Source organism: Pantoea allii (assembly GCF_046529425.1).
Taxonomy (GTDB): Bacteria; Pseudomonadota; Gammaproteobacteria; order Enterobacterales; family Enterobacteriaceae; genus Pantoea; species Pantoea allii.
This window is the reverse complement of the sequence record NZ_CP125958.1, coordinates 2053370-2070356: the sequence shown is the minus strand read 5'-3', so window position 1 is coordinate 2070356 and position 16987 is coordinate 2053370. Positions and strand designations below refer to the sequence as shown.

Genomic DNA, 16987 nt, shown 5'->3' with positions numbered 1-16987 from the left:
GAGACCCAGGTGATATTCACCACATGGAGGCAAAAAAAAAGCAGCGGGATTAACCGCTGCTGGATGACTTCCACATTGCGAACAAATTTAAACGGCTTGTTTAACCTGTTCATCCAGCAGTTGTGGAAAGATATCGGCAGTATCTGCAGAAAGTTTACGTCTTTTTACGGCACGTGATGGCGGCTGGCACAGGCTGCAAACAAAACTGCCAATGGGCTGATGTGCATGATTAATGAAGCTACCATTGCAGCTTTTGCAGTCAGATAATTCCAGCATACCGCTTTCAACGAATCGCACCAGGGTCCAGGCGCGTGTCAGCGCCAACAGCGGGCCCTCGTCCGATTGCGGGCACTGCTCAAGATAGAGACGATAAGCTTTAATTACCGCATCAATACCTTTGCTCAAACCGGTTTTCAGTAAGAAAGTCCAGGCGTTACAGAACATGGAAGAGTGAATATTCTGTTCCCACGTCATGAACCAGTCAGTAGAGAAAGGCAACATGCCTTTTGGTGGCGGACTACCACGCAACTCTTTATACAGTTTAATCAGGCGACCGCGGCTAAGCTGGGTTTCACTTTCCAGCATTTGTAAGCGCGCACCCAGTGTGATCAACTCCATCGCGAGCTGAATATCACGTGCTTCCTGAACAATACTTTTTTCACCCATTATACCGCCCTCTTTTTAGTAGGCGCGGCGTCTTTAGACGCGCTGCGTAGTAAACGGCTGGATAACAGAATCCCGGTGTGGATTTGTTGTAAATCATCCACGCGTGATTCCTGCGTCAGGCGATTAATAACGGTGCTATCGGTAAAACGAAACTGACACACAAGTTGATTGGTCTCAGCTAATTTTACCATTTCAGGTAAGGTTAATTCAGACAATGCGTCTGCCATCTTTTCATCAATCCCGAGGCGAAACATTGCCGAAGCTTTTTCCTGGTTAATTAATCGCTGCGCGAGCAGTAAATATGACAAGTTGATATCGTAAATATGTTTTAGTAATTCAGATGTACCCATTTTTCCATCCTGAGAGACGCGACGTAACTTACCGCAGATAACTTCTCTGCGTATCGAGCTGCTGGTTGGTAAATCTAAAGATGGCAAAATAATTAATCATAAACAGCCAATGGTTCTGAGCACTGCTTCTTTTTGTGACCCTTTTACGTCCGGGTCAGAAGTCATTTTTCAGTCCACTTTATTCTTAAGTCGTTAACCTTCTTCCGTGAGGTCTTTTCACATTTTTTAAGACTAATCCGAAAACAAGGCAAATCTATATCGTCTGATCCTCACATACAACGACAGTTAGGTTAAATTTTAGATAAAGTGTGACGCAGGTCACACTTTTGCCCCTATTTTCTTCAGAAATACTTTATGATCACACTTTGCATGGCTAATTTTTGAACAAATCCGTGTTTTTTTTGTAGGGATTTGTCCTGACAAGGACTTAATTGGCAACAAAACCATGACGGAATTGAAACAGGGTGGTTGAGCTCACGTTTATGTTCGCGAATGCAATTTGCGCCCTATTTAGAACCAGCCAAAACCATAAAACTAGTGGAATACTCTGTCACCAGAAACAATTATTCGTATTCAAATTAGACAGTTAGACGTTTACTGACCCCTGAAGACAACCAGTAATGAAAGGCAGCTCAGAAGGATTAGGCGCTTTCTGACAATCCGGTATAAAGGCTGACAGCAAGGTGTTTAGGAGGCGATCGTCGATGTAACAAGGAGTTACATTAAGAACGTGAATGAATTGCAGGCAGGATACTTTTGTGCACTTAGACTATCGGCAGAATTGAAGAGAACTTTAGCTTAACCAGGTAAAAATAGTGTTTTGCCATTTTTGTTACTCATCCTGAGGTCAGGATGGCGTCATACCGTACAGCCGCAGGTCAGGTGAGGCTTTGCGTTAAGGATAACCTATTAGAAACCTGAGTCATGGGACTGGCGAGGCCAGACGCGTTTTGTGGGGGTGAGAAAGGGTTTTGCGAGGTAAGGGATAAGTACGGCAAACAGCAAGCCATCCGTGGCTTGCTGAGGCATCAGGCGAGTTTAGGAAAGGTTGCCACTTTATTCGCTATTCCATGATCTGCGCTACGTGGCGCAATCTTTTCCAAATCGCGTAAGAAGCTTTCACGCCAGGCGGTGATATCGTTTTTGCGTAATACCGCCATCATGTCGTTATAGCGTGAAATCCTTTCTGTACGGGGCATGGTAATGGCCTTGTCCAACGCTGCGGCCACTTCATCCCGGTCATAAGGATTCACTATCAATGCCGAAGTCAGCTCATTAGCTGCACCGGCAAAACGGGACAGCACCAGTACGCCTGGGTCATCCGGGTCCTGCGCCGCAACATACTCTTTCGCCACCAGGTTCATGCCATCACGCAACGGTGTGACTAAACCGACGTCGGTTAGGCGGAAGATTTTCATCAGCAAGCGACGATCAAAGTGCTGGTTGAGGTAATAGAGCGGTGTCCAGCCAAGCGTACCGTATTTACCGTTGATGCGCCCTGCTTCGGTTTCAAGCTGATGGCGGATGTCCTGGTAAGCCTGCACATCACCACGTGACGTTGGCGCGATCTGCGAGTAGCGGATTTTACCCCGATGTTGAGGATAGTTTTCCAGCAGCGCTTCATAAGCCAGGAAGCGCTCGGGAAGCCCTTTAGAGTAATCCAGCCGTTCACAGGCAATGATATTACGCGCATCGCCGAGCTCTTTTTTCATCGCGGCCATCTTCGGTGGCAGCGGCCCTTCTGCCATCTCTTTAATGCTGTCTGGTTCAATCCCGATAGGGTAAACCTCAGTCATAAAGGTGTTGCCGTAGGCGCGATGTTTCTTATCACCCTTGTTCTGCAACTGGGTCAGTTGGCTGACGCTGTCGAGAAAGGCGACGCGATCTGATTCTGTCTGGAAACCCAGTAAATCGTATTCGCACAGCATCTCCAGCAGTTCCTGATGCGGAGGCAGCGCATTGAAAATTTCCGGCGTAGGGAACGGAATATGCAGGAAGAAACCGATACGGTTGTTGATGCCTGCCCGACGCAGCGCGGCGGCGAACGGCAAAAAGTGGTAATCATGAATCCACAAGATGTCATCCGGCTGGATCAATGGCTTCAGGCGCTGTGCCACCGCATCATTTACCTCGCAGTAGCCTTCCCAGGCTTCACGCTGGAATTGCACTAAATCCAGGCGGTAATGGAAGGCAGGCCAGATAACGGTATTGGAGAACTGGCAGTAGTAGAGATCGTACTCGTTCTGGCTCAAAGGGAAAGAAGCGTACTCAATACCGTCGTGCTCCATGACCGATACCGGGTTTTCTTCCTCGCCTGAAAACTCACTAATCTCACCGTTCCAGCCAAACCAGAGTCCGCCAGTGCTCTTAAGCGCATCCAGAATACCGACTGCAAGGCCGCCTGCACTGGTTTTGTTACCATTTGGCATGGCGATACGGTTAGATACAACCACTAAACGACTCATAACCTAAACTCCTTACCAACGTTGTCTTTCTCTAATTGTAATCGTGTTCTTTCAAGCCAGGCATGGACATCCGTAACGTCATGTAAACGATAACGTGCCTCGCTTGGGCCTTCTCCGACTTTTATCGAGATCCCCTGCATCGCATTCACTGCAGCGAATCCTTTTTCATCTGTGAGGTCGTCGCCGATAAATACGGGGATACGGCCTGAGAATGGCGCTTCCTGCATAAATTTATGGACGGCTGCGCCTTTATCAATACCGGTAGGTTTGATTTCAACGACGCATTTGCCTGGCTGCAGCGCAAGTCCATCAAAACGGCTGACTGCCGCCTCTGCCAGTTGCATAACATCCTGCTCGTACTGCGGTGCGCGACGAAAATGCAGCGCAAACGCCATGCCTTTGGCTTCAAGTTGCGTGCCGGGCCACTGCGCCATCGCATTCTCAAGCATGATTTTTAGCGGACGTTCAACGTCGTCCGGCAAGGTCACCCGGTGCAGCTCGCCTGTCGCATCGCGCCGTTCTGCGCCATGAACGCCCGCTGCTGGTGCACGCAGAGGAGCCGCCAGTGCGTCAAGTTGTTCAACGGGTCGACCTGAGACCAGCGCCAGTGCGCCGTGGCATAAAGATGAGAGCCGTTGCAGTTGTGCGACGACATTTTCTGGAATGAAAACGGCATCTGGCTGGGACTGAATCGCTGCCAGCGTGCCATCAACATCAAAAAAGAAGGCATACAGACCGCCGCTCAATGACGGGAATGAGGCATCACTATCTGCCGTCTGGGTCACGTGTCTTCTCCTGTAAATAGGTTCATCATCAGGACATTACAGCAGAGGGATTTCAGCAAGAGGTTGGCTCAAGGCCATATGAAGTAAGGAGAGTGCGTGGTAAAACCCTGCAATTCTATAACGTTATCTCCAAAAACAAACGCGTTTCAATGCTGATAAACCCGCTGACTGTCATTGTCGCCACATAAAGTGTAGTCGCTATCTTCTGTTCTGCCAGAAATATGCATTTCCCGTGCCAGCCGTCTCGCTTTAACAGGGTCGTAGAAAATTTCACTTGCATTTCGCGATTACTGGATCGTTTTTGCGCAAATCCAGACGAAACATAAATGTAATAAATGGACCTGTTTAAGGTTTTCCTAATCTTTCACAGGCAGACTCGACAATATTATTGTCGGCAAATATGTCCTGTCTGTTCTGGACATTTTGATCCCGGCTTTTGCTTCTGGGTTAAATGAATATTCCTCAATTGATAATAAGGGTGATTAATTGTTTTTTCTTATAGCGTATGGCTACCCTCTTTTTCTGATGATTCCTTTTTAAATTGGCGCACTGTCCTTTTTTACTGATTAGATTATTTTTACCGATGCTGAACGCTGTATTTGCCGAAAGGGATGCGTGCTTTACGATAAACGTGCACGTTAACGCGCTTTCTGGTCTTAGCAAATGCGGGCAGGCCGCCGGCGTAAACGCGGTATCATCGAGGCATTGAGTACGGGATGCCTGTAACAGATATTCGTCGTGCGATGTAAAAGTCGCATTTCCCCGGATTCGATAGGCGACCTTCTGGTTTTCGGTCAAAATGCTCAACATGCATGTCCTGAGAAATCCGAGTCTGTTGAGGCGGAGGCGCTGCAACCTCTCTTCCAATAACCTGCGCTGGTTGGTAAAGGTCCCCAAAACACGATTATGAAGATATTGATTGTTGAAGACGATGCCCTGCTCTTACAGGGACTGGTACTGGCGCTGGAAGGTGCAGGCTACGTTTGTGATGGTGTTTCGACGGCGCGTTCCGCAGAAGCGCATCTGGCTAATGGGCTCTATAGCCTGCTGGTTCTGGATATCGGCCTACCAGATGAAGACGGGCTGCATTTGTTGCAACGTCTGCGTCGGCAAAAGCAGATGCAGCCGGTGTTGATCCTGACCGCTCGCGATACCATAGAGGAGCGTATTGCGGGACTGGACGCCGGGGCTGATGACTATTTGATAAAGCCTTTTGCACTGGATGAGTTGCTGGCACGGATTCGTGCGCTGATCAGGCGTCATGTTAATCAGGGTGACTCCCGCGTCGAGGTGGGTAATCTGTCGCTGGATATGACTCACCGCCAGATTCATCTGGACAATACGCTACTGGACCTCACACCAAAAGAGTTCTCCATCCTGTCCCGCCTGATGCTTAAGGCGGGCCATCCGGTTCATCGCGAGTTGCTGTATCAGGACATCTACAACTTTGATAATGAACCTTCCACCAATACGCTTGAAGTTCATATTCATAACTTGCGTGACAAGATTGGTAAAAGCATGATCCGTACAGTGCGCGGTTTCGGCTATGCCTTATCGCCGTCGCGTACAGAAAAAGAGTCGTGATAACCATGAATCCTTATCGCGCTGGCACCACGATGCGTTTTCGGCTGATGCTCACGATTGGCCTGATCATGCTGTTTTTTCAGTTGATCAGCGTTGCGTGGCTCTGGCATGAAAGCAAAGAGCAGGTACAGTTTTTGGTTGAAGCCCATCTGCATAAACGCAATATGGATAAGCACGTTAATAAAGAAGTGCGCGAAGCCATCGTCAGCCTTGCCTTGCCAAGCCTGGTGATGATTACCCTGACGCTGCTGCTGTGCTATCAGGCGGTAAGATGGATTACGCGCCCGCTTTATCAACTGCAGCACGAACTCGAAAGTCGCAGTGAAGTGAATCTGGAACCGATTGTCTTTGAAGGCTCGGTGCAGGAGATTGACGCGGTGACGCAGGCTATTAATCGGCTCGTCGCGCGCTTAACCGCCAGTCTGGAACGTGAACGACTCTTCACTGCCGATGTTGCCCATGAGCTGCGGACGCCTTTGGCCGGGCTGCGGTTACATCTTGAGCTGTTACAACGTAATCAGGCGGTCGATACTCAGCCTTTATTACAGCGGCTGGATCAGATGACTGCAAATGTCGCCCAGTTGCTGCAACTCACGCGTGCCGGTCAGCAGTTTACCTCTGGCAGCTACCAGAATGTCGCGATGGTGGATGAGGTGATCCTGCCGATGGAAGCCGAGCTGAGCGCGATGCTTGAGGCGCGTAACCAGACACTCACTCTGGACGTTGAAAACGCTTTCGTGGTTAAAGGCGATGCCATATTGCTCAGGATGCTGCTGCGTAACCTGGTCGAGAACGCCCATCGCTATAGCCCACCCGAAGGCAACATTACGGTTCGGCTTGAAAACGCCACCGGCATGTCGCTGGTAATAGAGGATGAAGGGGCCGGGATTGACGAGAGTATGAGCGGTGAACTGAGCAAAGCGTTTGTGCGCATGGATACGCGCTATGGCGGCATCGGGCTGGGATTGAGTATTGTCAGCCGGATTGTCCAACTGCATAACGGACAATTCCTGCTGGAAAATCGCCCTGACCGCTCAGGCTGCCGCGCCAGGGTAAACTTCGCTGGCGTGCTTTAGCCGTTGAACCAGCAGGCAAGGAAGGCAATCACTGTGCAGACGGCAATCATGGTAGCAAGATATTCGCTGCTGCTGCGCGACGAAACAGAACTGACGGATACGCTAGTGGTTTTCATGGGTCTCTCCGGTAACGTTTTATGCAGTATCTCTTCCTAATATTAAGGAAACATTAAACCGCACTGCCCTCAGATTTCCCTTCAGGCACAGGCAAGCAATCCCTGCTACGCTAAGTCATTCGCCTCACGGCATTTCCTGACCCTGCTACAGGCTGACACGGAGTGAATTGCCTTGTGGCGTTGAAAACGATCGATCCCATCCCCACCTCTTTCCTTCAGACCAGACAGGAGTAACTTTATGGCTATCGAATATGCAGTGATCGCAGGCGGCTGTTTCTGGTGTACAGAAGCGGTATTTAAAGATGTGATCGGCGTTGAGTCAGTGGAAAGTGGTTATACCGGCGGCGAGCGCCCTAATCCGACCTATGAGCAGGTATGCAGCGGTGCCACCGGCCATGCCGAAGCCATTCGTATTGGTTTTGATCCTGAGAAAGTCAGCTACGGCGATTTGCTGGACATCAGCTTTGCGACCCACGATCCGACCCAGCTTAATCGTCAGGGCAATGACATCGGTACACAGTACCGTTCCGCTATTTTTGTTGAGACGCCGGAGCAGGAAGCAGAAGCCCGGGCGGCCATTGCGCGCGCTCAGCAGGATCACAATGACCCGATCGTGACCACCATTGAGCCGTTAAAAGCATGGTATCCGGCGGAAGGTTATCATCAGGATTATTGGGAAGGTGCCGGTCAGCGCAACGGTTACTGCATGGCGGTGATTCCACCTAAACTGCAAAAGCTGCGTAAGAGTTTTGCTAACCGGGTTAAAAGCGCGCAGTAAGCTTACGCATCCTGGCGAATCTTCCCGACAAATGCGCTGTGCACTGTCGCGTTTTTTGCACTAAAAAACCGACTTTTGCGCAGCCTTAATGCGATTCGTTCAGAGCTTAAGCGAATAGAACAAAAGAGAAAAATAGTGCTTGACCGTTTCAGGCCGACTCCCTATAGTAGCGCCCCGTTGACCCAGCGCGGTCAGCGACAATTTGCGGTGAGGTGTCCGAGTGGCTGAAGGAGCACGCCTGGAAAGTGTGTATACGGCAACGTATCGGGGGTTCGAATCCCCCTCTCACCGCCATCTTCAAAGAAGAGTCCAGACTAACCTCTGGACTTTTTTTTTGCATATTCTCCGTTGAGGGGGATGAGAAACCCCGACCGGGGTTCGACAAAACGGCCCCGCCGTTTTGCATGGCCGCAAGGCCACCCGCAGGGCGAGCGCAGCGAGTGAATCCCCCTCTCACCGCCATCTTCAAAGAAGAGCCTGAACTCACGTTCAGGCTTTTTTTTTACCTATTCTGCGCTGAGGGGGGATGAGAAGCCCCGACCGGGGTTCGACAAAACGGCCCGCCGTTTTGCATGGCCGCAAGGCCACCCGCAGGGTGAGCGCAGCGAGTGAATCCCCCTCTCACCGCCATCTTCAAAGAAGAGCCTGAACTCACGTTCAGGCTTTTTTTTACCTATTCTCCGCTGAGGGGGATGAGAAGCCCCGACCGGGTTCGGCGTCTACATACCTTGATGCTTAGAGGTAAAGAGCTCAGGGCCATTATCGCGAAGAAGTTGCAGCATCCGCATCACCGGTGGGCACGGTGTGATTTCACCTCGCTCCCATTTCGATACGCTATCGACTGTCATGCCAAATGAAAGCGCCACAAGCGATTGCGACATTCCCCAACGCATGCGCACGTCTTTAATTTCAGTTGCCGTCATGGGCTTTACTGCTGCAATACGGGCACGGAGTTCACGATTTTTTGCGCGCTTTGCTATGGACTCCACTTCTTCATCTGTTGCCAGTCCTAACGCGTGAAACGCTTTCGCATCTTCAAGTAGTTCGCTCAATTCGGCGGGTTCAGTTTTCATTACATTTAACCTCTCTGACCATTCCGCTTCTGACGAGCAGGCTCATCACTTCACTGTTTGCACGGAAAAGCATTCTTGCCACATCCCTGTAGGTATCCAGCTGATCTTCATCGATTTCCCTGGCGTATTTCCTCGACAAGTTTTTAACCCATCCATCGTAATAAACCAGGTTGGTGCCTTGTCTGAAGAAGATGACCGTTCGCGCGCCGCCACGCTTGCCCTGGCGAAGAGCAAGGCGCTTTTTAATAACGCCCCCGCCTAAGTCAGCCTCAAACACGCCAGTAATAACGTCACCTGCTGCGTAACACAGGACGCTGTCTGTCAGACGCGTTTTTTTAAACACTCTGTCAAAACGTTTATGAACATAAAGCGTAAAACCCATGAAAAGTCCCTTTTCGTTATGGCGAGAATTATAGTAATGATTACTACACTTCACAAGCCTGAGGCTCCTGGTCTTACGTCCAAATGGGTCTGAAGCTATTCGTAAAAAAGCAAGAAATCCAATCGGTGCGCATCGCCATTACCGATGGCCATGAATAACACCCGCCCACACTATCAGCGATTCAGATTCCCCACTCACCTGTTCACGCCTTGCGTACGCGAAGTGCGAGCCGCTCCCCAAAAAATTACGCGCTACGAAATGTATCCCCCACCAATACAAAAGGCCTACCGGTCTACCCGGCAGGCCCTTAACACATCCATCCCTTATTTTTTATCCAGCGACCATGTCGCACTGCTGACATCCACCTTCACCGGCAATAATCCAATCTGCGTAAATTTATCCGCCAGTGTCTGCTGCTCTTTAAAGACATCCGGCGTCATTCGCTCGGCCCCTAAAGGCATTCTTGCCAGCGCGCGCTGCCAGACAGGTTCGGGCAGGCCCGTCGAGCCAGACAGAATTTTAGCGGCTTCACCCTGATTTTTATTGGCCCAGCTGCTCAGCTTTTCAAGTTCTGAAAGAACCTGTTTTGCGGTGCCGGGATGACCGTCAGCAAATTTGCGACTGGCCAGATAAAAAGTGTAGTGCGGCACCAGGCCTTCGGCATTTTTGAGCAGCCGCGCTCCAGCGTTGGTTTCCACTTCCGCCAGGTAAGGGTCCCAGATGACCCATGCATCCACGGCGCCACGCTGGAATGCGGCTCGCGCATCAGCCGGAGGAAGATAAACCGGCGTGATGTCTTTGTAGCTCAGCCCCGCTTGCTCCAGGGCTGATACCAGCAAATAGTTCACATCCGATCCCTTGTTCAGGGCGACGCGCTTGCCTTTTATATCCTTGACACTTTTTATCGTCGAATCCGCGGGCACCACAATGGCTTCGGTTTGTGGATTCGCCGGTGAGTGACCCAGATAAACCAGGTCAGCCTGTGCGGCCTGCGCAAAGGTTGGCGGCGCATCACCGGTTGCGGCCAGATCGATACTGCCAATGTTGAGCCCTTCCAGCATTTGCGGGCCTGCCGGAAACTCCACCCAGTGCACCGCAATCCCCTGCTTTTTGAATTCGCTGTCCAGCGTGCCACGGTATTTGAGTAAGGCAAAAATATTGGCCTTCTGAAAACCGATATTCACCACGTTGAGCTTTTCTTCTGCCTGTGCCGTCACGATAGTACCAATGTGCGCGACCGCAAGCAGCGCGCTAAATAAGATTTTTTTCATGTCTCTTTCCTGAGTGGTGTTGTCATCAGCGCAACATAACAAATCAGGCGCAAACGGCTTAATGCGTAAAACGTCTATCTTTAGTCATAAAACGTCATTGCGGCCATACCCTGTCACGCACGTTAATCGCTCGGGGAAACAGGCCGAGCGCATAAAAGCGATCGGCGATTCTCTGCTGTTCACGAATGATCGCCAGGTTCATCGACTGCGTTTGATGGCTTCGCCGGGCTAACGCACGTCGCAGCGCGCTATCGGACATGCCCAGCTCTCCGGCCAGCAGACCGGCGGCCTCTTGCGGGTACGCATCAATGTAGCGTCCTGTCTGCTCCAGGGCGGTCATCAGTATCTGCAGCAGGTCTGGCGAATGGTTCGCGAAGTGATGGTCCGCAAGGTAGAACTGATGGTTATTCACTCGCCCGACACCGTCGGCAATGACCCGAAGCTGATCCCCGCTTTCCGCCTCGCTCAGCAAAGGGTCCCACATCATCCATGCATCAACGGCATTCAGATCGCTGGGCGTTAACGGATATTTAGGCGGTGCATAAACAATCCGCACGTCCTCCGGCGTCAACCCTGCCTCATCCAGGATTTGCAGTAGCAGAAAATGGACGTTGGAACCTTTATTCACCGCAATACGTCTGCCCTTTAAATCGGCAATCTGGTTTATTGGGCTGTGCTTTGCCACCAGCAGCGCCACGCTTTGCGGCGCGGGCGGTTCCCAGGCAACATAAACCAGTGCGCAGTGACTGGCCTGGGCAAACAAAGGTGGCACTTCACCCGTGGTGCCAAAATCTATTTCCCGGTGGCTCAGCGCGTGTAACAACTGAGGCCCGGCGGGAAACTCGCTCCACAGGACACTAACGTTTTGCCCGGCCAGCTGCTGTTCAAGTTGCTGGCGCGCTTTGAGGATGCCAAGGTTGCCGAACTTTTGATAACCGATGCGCAACTCGCGCTCCTGCGCGACGGCCATTGAAGCGGTGCGGGGGCTTGACGTCAGGCTACGGCGCGGCTTGATGATGCCGAAATGGCCAAGGTGGGTACGCAGGCTGTTACGGCTGATTCCCAGCAGCGCTGCGGCCTGTAACTGGTTGCCCTGGCTCAGTTCATAGGCATTTCTGACCAGCGCCTCAATGACGCGGGGATAAAGTGGCGACTCGCTGCACTGGATCTGCTGGCGAATAAACGCATCAAGCGCATCCTGCTTTTGTACCTGTCCCGCGCCCGTCACCGTGCCCAGCCGCAGCTGCTGGGGTTCTATCTGCGGTGTTTCGCAGAGCAACACCGCGTTGTGCAATGTATTTTCCAGCTCCCGTATGTTCCCCGGCCAGGAATAGGCTTTGAGCGTTTCCATCGCCTCGTCGCTCAGACGCAACTGCGGTCGCCCCAGTCGGCGCGCATACCGTTGCAGAAAATAGTCTGCCAGAACCGGGATATCCTCAGACCGCTGGCGCAGCGGGGGCAAGGCAACGCTGGCGACGTTAAGCCGGTAGTAGAGATCTTCGCGAAACCGCCGCTCGGCTATCGCCGTTGTCAGATCGCGGTTCGTCGCGGCAATAACCCGGACATCAACCTTCACCGCCTGAGAAGAGCCCACGCGGGTAATTTCCCTTTCCTGTAGCACGCGAAGCAGCTTGACCTGAAGGGGCAGACTGAGTTCGCCGATTTCATCCAGCAGTAACGTTCCGCCCTGCGCGGCCTCAAACCAGCCACGATGGCGATCGCCCGCCCCGGTAAACGCCCCCTTTTCATGACCAAAGAGTTCAGACTCGGCCAGGCTCTCCGTCAGCGCACCGCAGTTAACCGCCATAAAGGGCGCATGACGACGCTGGCTGTGATGATGCAGATAGCGCGCCATCACCTCTTTGCCGGTACCCGTTTCACCGATGATCAAGACAGTGGCGTCCGTGGGTGCCAGCTGATCCAGAATATGCCTGAACGCCAGGGAAGCGGGGTCAATTAAATCGGGGCCAGCGTGCTGCATAGCGCATTCCTGCAGAGTGAGTGAACGCTAAACATATCCCTTGTTGCGGTCAGAAACGAGCCGGTGCCGGTCGTGAATTGCTGCAAACGCAACAACAGCGGTCACACATTGCTGCATTTGCAGCAGTCATTACCACACCGATGAAAATCCATCTTATTGATATTAATAGATAAAAAATAAAATGCCGGTTGGCACGCATTCTGCTTAAGGCTATATAACCGAAAATGAATTTTCTAATTACCAATTTCAAATATCGTTATAAAGGAATCTGCTAATGCGTGATGCCGCTGAAAAAAACATTAATCTTTTTTGGTTCTTACCGACCCATGGCGACGGGCGTTATCTGGGAACCACCCAGGGCGGCAGAGCGGTAGATCTGCCCTATCTGCAACAGGTTGCCCTTGCCGCCGATAATCTGGGATTTTACGGCGTACTGATTCCGACCGGGAAAAGCTGTGAGGACGCCTGGCTGGTTGCCTCGGCGCTGGCTCCGATAACCAAACAGCTTCGTTATCTGGTGGCCGTCCGACCGGGTTTACAACCACCGAGCCTGGCCGCACGCATGGCTGCAACGCTGGATCGTCTGTCTGAAGGACGTTTACTTATTAATGTGGTGACGGGCGGTGACCCGGTTGAAAACAAAGGCGACGGCATTTTTCTCAGCCACGCCGAACGTTATCAGGTCACTCGTGAGTTTCTTGATGTCTATTCTCGCCTGCTTAAAGGGGAAAAGGTGGATTATCACGGGGAACATATTCACGTTGAAGGCGCTGAGATCCTCTTTCCCCCGGTTCAGGCCGAAGGCCCGCCCCTTTATTTTGGCGGCTCCTCGGATGAAGCCGTTGAGGTTGCAGCCAGCCAGGTTGATACCTATTTGACATGGGGCGAGCCGGTAGACCAGGTTGCCGCTAAACTGGAAGTTGTGCGCAAGCGTGCCGAGGAACGTGGCCGGACGCTCTCCTACGGCATTCGTCTGCACGTGATCGTGCGGGAAACCGAGGAAGAGGCCTGGGCCGCAGCCGATAAGTTGATCGCGCACCTGGATGAAGAAACCATTGCCGCAGCACAGAAAATCTTTTCCCGAATGGACTCGACCGGTCAGGCCCGCATGAGCGCCCTGCACGGCGGTTCACGTGATGGACTGCGCATCGGGCCCAACTTATGGGCTGGCGTCGGCCTGGTGCGCGGCGGCGCAGGCACTGCGCTGGTGGGCAATCCGCAACAGGTGGCGGAACGGATACGGGAATATCAGGCGCTGGGCATTGATAACTTTATTCTGTCCGGTTATCCGCATCTTGAAGAAGCACATCGGGTTGCCGATTTACTGATGCCGCTGTTGCCGCTTTCCACCCATGCCGATAAAAAGCAGCGCAGTGTGAATACCGGTCCTTTCGGCGAAACCATCGGGGGCGATCGTCGTCCCGAAAAACAGGCCAGTGCGAGCTAATCAGAGAGGCAGTGTATGTCCGAGCAGCATATTGTCATCGTTGGCGGCGGATTCAGTGGAACGGCGCTGGCCGTTCATTTGGGTCGTCTCGGCAGTTCAGGATTGCGCGTGACGGTTATCGAACCCCGGGCGCAGCTGGCTCAGGGCGTTGCCTACTCGACAACCGATCCGGCCCATCGCATTAATGTGCCCGCCTCGCGTATGCAATTAGCCGGTGATGAAGAAGGCAGTTTTGACCGCTGGTTCCGTGCTTCCAGTGCGTTTATCCGTGATTCGGCTGCCCACTGGCATGACGGCAATGTCTATCCTCAACGCAGGCAGTTTGCTTACTGGGTGAATCAGCAGTTTGAGGCGGTAAAGGCGCATTCCCCGGTCGGGCTGGTACATGTGCAGGACCGCGCCGTAACCTTGCGGCAAGGCACGGTCAGCACCGCATCCGGCAAGCGTATTCAGGCGGATATCGTGGTGCTGGCGATCAGTCATCCCGCGCCCCAGCTTCCCGCAGCCTTAACACCGCTGGTAAATCATCCCGGGCTTATCGCCAATCCCTGGCGGCATCAAGCCCTGTCACAGATTGCGCCTGACGACCGTGTCGCGATTGTCGGGTCGGGCTTAACCATGTCCGACATGGTTGCTACGCTTGAACGGCAGGGACATCGTGGCCCTGTCACCGTCTTTTCCCGGCGCGGGCAGCTTCCCCGGCCCAATCTGAGCGAGGCGAACCTCAGTTGGCAGTTTGATGGTGATCTTACCGTCCCCTTGAGCACCCGCGCCTGGCTGCGGCGAATAAGGCAGGACATCCGCCAGGCCGAAGCAAAATCGATTCCCTGGCAGGTGGTGTTTGATGAGGTCAGGCGCAATGGCCAGGCGATTTGGCAGCGCCTGCCGTTGAGTGAACAACGCCGCTTTCTGCGGCATCTGCGGCCATGGTGGGACGTACACCGCTATCGCATCGCGCCTCAGGTCGGACAGGTCTTAGAGGACAGACAACGCCGTGGTGAATTATGTGTGCTCGCCGCGCGGCTGACAGTAGCTGAAGCCCTACCGTCCGCCCTTCAGCTTACTCTGCAACCCCGTTCTGGCAATGCAGTGATGCTGGAGGTGGAGCGGGTCATCGTGACCACTGGCCCTGCACATGGTGCTTTAACCGAGCGCGATGCGCTGTTAAAACAGCTTTCCGACGACGGCGTTATCCAGCCCGATCCGCTGGCGCTGGGAATACATGTCAATGCGCAGTCACAGACGCTCAACCTTCAGGGCCAGCCTAACCCCCATCTTTACGTGGTCGGCCCCGCGGCGCGCGGGCGTTTTGGCGAACTGATGGGCCTGCCCCAGGTTGCCACACATGCTGAATCCGTCGCCCGCCAGTTGCTGAACCTCACCGCCGAAACGCTAAATGAGCGATGTCCCCTTTCGCTGACTGACTAACTCACCCCTTTTCTTCACCATCCCAATAAAGTGGGCGGCCTGACAGTGCCGCATCCGCTCAGGAGTTTGCTATGCCTAAACAACGTGAAATTCGCTTAAATGCGTTTGATATGAACTGTGTTGGTCATCAGTCCCCTGGCCTGTGGGCGCATCCCCGCGACCGCTCATGGCAATACAAAGATCTGGAGTACTGGACGGACTTAGCGGCGCTGCTGGAACGCGGTAAATTCGATGGCCTGTTTATTGCCGATGTACTGGGTATTTATGATGTGTTCAACGGCAATAATGATGCGGCCATTCGCAGTGCGGCCCAGGTGCCGGTGAATGATCCCCTGGCCCTGATTACGCCAATGGCGATGGTCACAAAACACCTCGGTTTTGGCCTGACCGCATCGCTCTCTTTTGAGCACCCCTATCCGTTTGCCCGGCGCATGTCGACGCTGGACCATCTGACCAAAGGTCGGGTCGGCTGGAATATCGTCACCTCCTACCTGGAAAGCGGCGCCCGCAATCTGGGTCAGGCCACGCAAACCAGCCACGATGCCCGCTATGACTACGCCGACGAATATCTGCAGGTGGTTTACAAACTGCTGGAAGGCAGTTGGGAGGATGATGCCGTCATACGCGATCGCCAGCGCCATATTTTCAGCGATCCCAGTAAGGTGCATCCCATCAATCACCAGGGAACCTTTTTCCAGGTGCCGGGCATTCATCTGTGTGAACCTTCGCCGCAGCGCACGCCAGTGCTTTATCAGGCGGGCGCATCCAGCCGCGGTAAAGGCTTCGCCGCGCAGCACGCCGAATGCGTGTTTGTCGCCGCGCCGTCTAAGGTGCTGTTAAAGAAAACTGTGGCCGATATCCGACGTCGCGCAGAGGAAGCCGGTCGCGATCCACGCAGTATTTTGATTTTCAATATGCAAACGGTGATTGTGGGGGAAACCGACAACGTCGCCCGGGCTAAATGGCAGGATTACAAACGCTATGTCAGCCATGAAGGGGCACTGGCGCTGATCTCCGGCTGGACCGGCATCGATTTCAGTGAGTACCAACCCGATCAGGTGTTTAAGCATCTGCATACCGATGCGATTCAGTCCGTTGTGGAGAGCTTTTCCACTGCCGATCCGCAGCGTGAATGGACCGTACAAAATATGGCCGAATGGGTCGGCATCGGCGGCTTTGGGCCTCTGCTGGTCGGCAGCACTGAAACCGTTGCCGATGAATTACAAAGCTGGGTAGAGGAAACCGATGTTGATGGCTTTAATCTGGCCTATGCCGTTACGCATGAAACCTTTGCAGATGTCGTCGATTTGCTGGTGCCGGAACTGCAAAAACGGGGCGTTTATAAACAGGATTATCAACCCGGTACGCTGAGAGAGAAGCTCTTTGGCCAGGGCGCGCGCCTTGAGCATCCGCACCCGGGCGCTGGCTATCGACGCACCACGTCGGAATCGGGTCTGATTGTCCCGGCGGAGGCATCATAATGAGGTTTGTCCCGCCGCCTGAGGTCTGTCCATCTGGCCTGTCAGCCCCTGGTCAGACCTGAATTATTCCCTCTGACGCTCTCTTTTCACCGGATGCGCGATAA

15 protein-coding genes, 1 tRNA gene and 1 other RNA gene are annotated in these 16987 nt (G+C 53.0%); 8 read left to right on the top strand and 9 right to left on the bottom strand.

Features of this window, described 5'->3' with window-relative positions; genetic code table 11:
• Positions 1-87: 87 nt before the first annotated feature.
• The 5 genes from flhC to QNH99_RS09775 all read right to left on the bottom strand — a co-directional run bounded on the left by flhC (position 88) and on the right by QNH99_RS09775 (position 5076).
• The gene (flhC, locus tag QNH99_RS09795; protein ID WP_063879925.1) at positions 88-666 is read right to left on the bottom strand and encodes a flagellar transcriptional regulator FlhC; all 579 of its coding nucleotides are present in this window, start codon (positions 664-666) and stop codon (positions 88-90) included.
• Positions 666-1016, bottom strand: a complete 351-nt coding sequence (gene flhD / locus QNH99_RS09790) for a flagellar transcriptional regulator FlhD (protein ID WP_006120236.1) — start codon at positions 1014-1016, stop codon at positions 666-668. The genes flhC and flhD overlap by 1 nt, the downstream gene beginning before the upstream one ends.
• Before the next feature lie 1028 nt (positions 1017-2044).
• Positions 2045-3481 (bottom strand): alpha,alpha-trehalose-phosphate synthase, encoded by a 1437-nt coding sequence (gene otsA, locus QNH99_RS09785; RefSeq protein ID WP_063879926.1) that lies wholly within the window; start codon positions 3479-3481, stop codon positions 2045-2047.
• Complete coding sequence (gene otsB, locus QNH99_RS09780; protein ID WP_063879927.1) at positions 3478-4266, bottom strand: trehalose-phosphatase; 789 nt, start codon at positions 4264-4266, stop codon at positions 3478-3480. The genes otsA and otsB overlap by 4 nt, the downstream gene beginning before the upstream one ends.
• 462 nt (positions 4267-4728) lie before the next feature.
• Positions 4729-5076, bottom strand: a complete 348-nt coding sequence (locus QNH99_RS09775; protein ID WP_410517618.1) for a hypothetical protein — start codon at positions 5074-5076, stop codon at positions 4729-4731.
• 96 nt (positions 5077-5172) lie between these two features.
• Between QNH99_RS09775 and pmrA the strand changes: the two genes are divergently transcribed.
• The 5 genes from pmrA to QNH99_RS09750 all read left to right on the top strand — a co-directional run bounded on the left by pmrA (position 5173) and on the right by QNH99_RS09750 (position 8282).
• A complete protein-coding gene (gene pmrA, locus QNH99_RS09770) occupies positions 5173-5850 on the top strand; it encodes a two-component system response regulator PmrA (protein WP_109716494.1) in 678 nt (225 codons plus the stop codon).
• Between the two features lie 5 nt (positions 5851-5855).
• Positions 5856-6926, top strand: a complete 1071-nt coding sequence (gene pmrB / locus QNH99_RS09765) for a two-component system sensor histidine kinase PmrB (RefSeq protein ID WP_283355211.1) — start codon at positions 5856-5858, stop codon at positions 6924-6926.
• 354 nt (positions 6927-7280) lie between these two features.
• Entirely contained in the window at positions 7281-7820 is a 540-nt protein-coding gene (msrA, locus tag QNH99_RS09760) for a peptide-methionine (S)-S-oxide reductase MsrA (RefSeq protein WP_063879930.1), read from the top strand.
• A gap of 206 nt (positions 7821-8026) precedes the next feature.
• Positions 8027-8114: transfer RNA gene (locus tag QNH99_RS09755), tRNA-Ser, on the top strand.
• A gap of 42 nt (positions 8115-8156) precedes the next feature.
• Positions 8157-8282, top strand: a non-coding RNA gene (locus tag QNH99_RS09750) — RtT sRNA.
• A gap of 257 nt (positions 8283-8539) precedes the next feature.
• Here the strand turns inward: QNH99_RS09750 and QNH99_RS09745 are convergent.
• The 4 genes from QNH99_RS09745 to QNH99_RS09730 form a co-directional block, all read right to left on the bottom strand.
• Positions 8540-8893: a helix-turn-helix domain-containing protein gene (locus tag QNH99_RS09745; protein ID WP_410517617.1), complete on the bottom strand. Its 354-nt coding sequence runs from the start codon at positions 8891-8893 to the stop codon at positions 8540-8542.
• Positions 8883-9275, bottom strand: coding sequence for a type II toxin-antitoxin system RelE/ParE family toxin (locus tag QNH99_RS09740; RefSeq protein WP_410517616.1), 393 nt, complete (start codon positions 9273-9275; stop codon positions 8883-8885). The genes QNH99_RS09745 and QNH99_RS09740 overlap by 11 nt, the downstream gene beginning before the upstream one ends.
• A gap of 323 nt (positions 9276-9598) precedes the next feature.
• Positions 9599-10546, bottom strand: a complete 948-nt coding sequence (locus QNH99_RS09735; RefSeq protein ID WP_410517615.1) for a sulfonate ABC transporter substrate-binding protein — start codon at positions 10544-10546, stop codon at positions 9599-9601.
• Positions 10547-10640: 94 nt separating this feature from the next.
• Complete coding sequence (locus QNH99_RS09730) at positions 10641-12527, bottom strand: aliphatic sulfonate ABC transporter substrate-binding protein (RefSeq protein WP_410517614.1); 1887 nt, start codon at positions 12525-12527, stop codon at positions 10641-10643.
• A gap of 274 nt (positions 12528-12801) precedes the next feature.
• On the opposite strand from QNH99_RS09730, the gene ssuD reads away from it, so the two are divergent.
• The 3 genes from ssuD (at position 12802) to QNH99_RS09715 (ending at position 16883) form a co-directional block, all read left to right on the top strand.
• Complete coding sequence (gene ssuD, locus QNH99_RS09725) at positions 12802-13974, top strand: FMNH2-dependent alkanesulfonate monooxygenase (RefSeq protein WP_410517613.1); 1173 nt, start codon at positions 12802-12804, stop codon at positions 13972-13974.
• Positions 13975-13989: 15 nt separating this feature from the next.
• Positions 13990-15402, top strand: a complete 1413-nt coding sequence (locus QNH99_RS09720; RefSeq protein ID WP_410517612.1) for an FAD/NAD(P)-binding protein — start codon at positions 13990-13992, stop codon at positions 15400-15402.
• A gap of 71 nt (positions 15403-15473) precedes the next feature.
• Complete coding sequence (locus tag QNH99_RS09715) at positions 15474-16883, top strand: LLM class flavin-dependent oxidoreductase (RefSeq protein ID WP_410517611.1); 1410 nt, start codon at positions 15474-15476, stop codon at positions 16881-16883.
• The last annotated feature ends 104 nt before the right edge of the window (positions 16884-16987 follow it).

What these genes read in the sequence shown, in the direction of transcription:
- flhC (WP_063879925.1), bottom strand. Translation starts at nt 666, where the DNA reads ATGGGTGAAAAAAGTATTGTTCAGGAAGCACGTGATATTCAGCTCGCG.
- flhD (WP_006120236.1), bottom strand. Translation starts at nt 1,016, where the DNA reads ATGGGTACATCTGAATTACTAAAACATATTTACGATATCAACTTGTCA.
- otsA (WP_063879926.1), bottom strand. Translation starts at nt 3,481, where the DNA reads ATGAGTCGTTTAGTGGTTGTATCTAACCGTATCGCCATGCCAAATGGT.
- QNH99_RS09775 (WP_410517618.1), bottom strand. Translation starts at nt 5,076, where the DNA reads ATGTTGAGCATTTTGACCGAAAACCAGAAGGTCGCCTATCGAATCCGG.
- pmrA (WP_109716494.1), top strand. Translation starts at nt 5,173, where the DNA reads ATGAAGATATTGATTGTTGAAGACGATGCCCTGCTCTTACAGGGACTG.
- pmrB (WP_283355211.1), top strand. Translation starts at nt 5,856, where the DNA reads ATGAATCCTTATCGCGCTGGCACCACGATGCGTTTTCGGCTGATGCTC.
- msrA (WP_063879930.1), top strand. Translation starts at nt 7,281, where the DNA reads ATGGCTATCGAATATGCAGTGATCGCAGGCGGCTGTTTCTGGTGTACA.
- QNH99_RS09745 (WP_410517617.1), bottom strand. Translation starts at nt 8,893, where the DNA reads ATGAAAACTGAACCCGCCGAATTGAGCGAACTACTTGAAGATGCGAAA.
- QNH99_RS09740 (WP_410517616.1), bottom strand. Translation starts at nt 9,275, where the DNA reads ATGGGTTTTACGCTTTATGTTCATAAACGTTTTGACAGAGTGTTTAAA.
- QNH99_RS09735 (WP_410517615.1), bottom strand. Translation starts at nt 10,546, where the DNA reads ATGAAAAAAATCTTATTTAGCGCGCTGCTTGCGGTCGCGCACATTGGT.
- QNH99_RS09730 (WP_410517614.1), bottom strand. Translation starts at nt 12,527, where the DNA reads ATGCAGCACGCTGGCCCCGATTTAATTGACCCCGCTTCCCTGGCGTTC.
- ssuD (WP_410517613.1), top strand. Translation starts at nt 12,802, where the DNA reads ATGCGTGATGCCGCTGAAAAAAACATTAATCTTTTTTGGTTCTTACCG.
- QNH99_RS09720 (WP_410517612.1), top strand. Translation starts at nt 13,990, where the DNA reads ATGTCCGAGCAGCATATTGTCATCGTTGGCGGCGGATTCAGTGGAACG.
- QNH99_RS09715 (WP_410517611.1), top strand. Translation starts at nt 15,474, where the DNA reads ATGCCTAAACAACGTGAAATTCGCTTAAATGCGTTTGATATGAACTGT.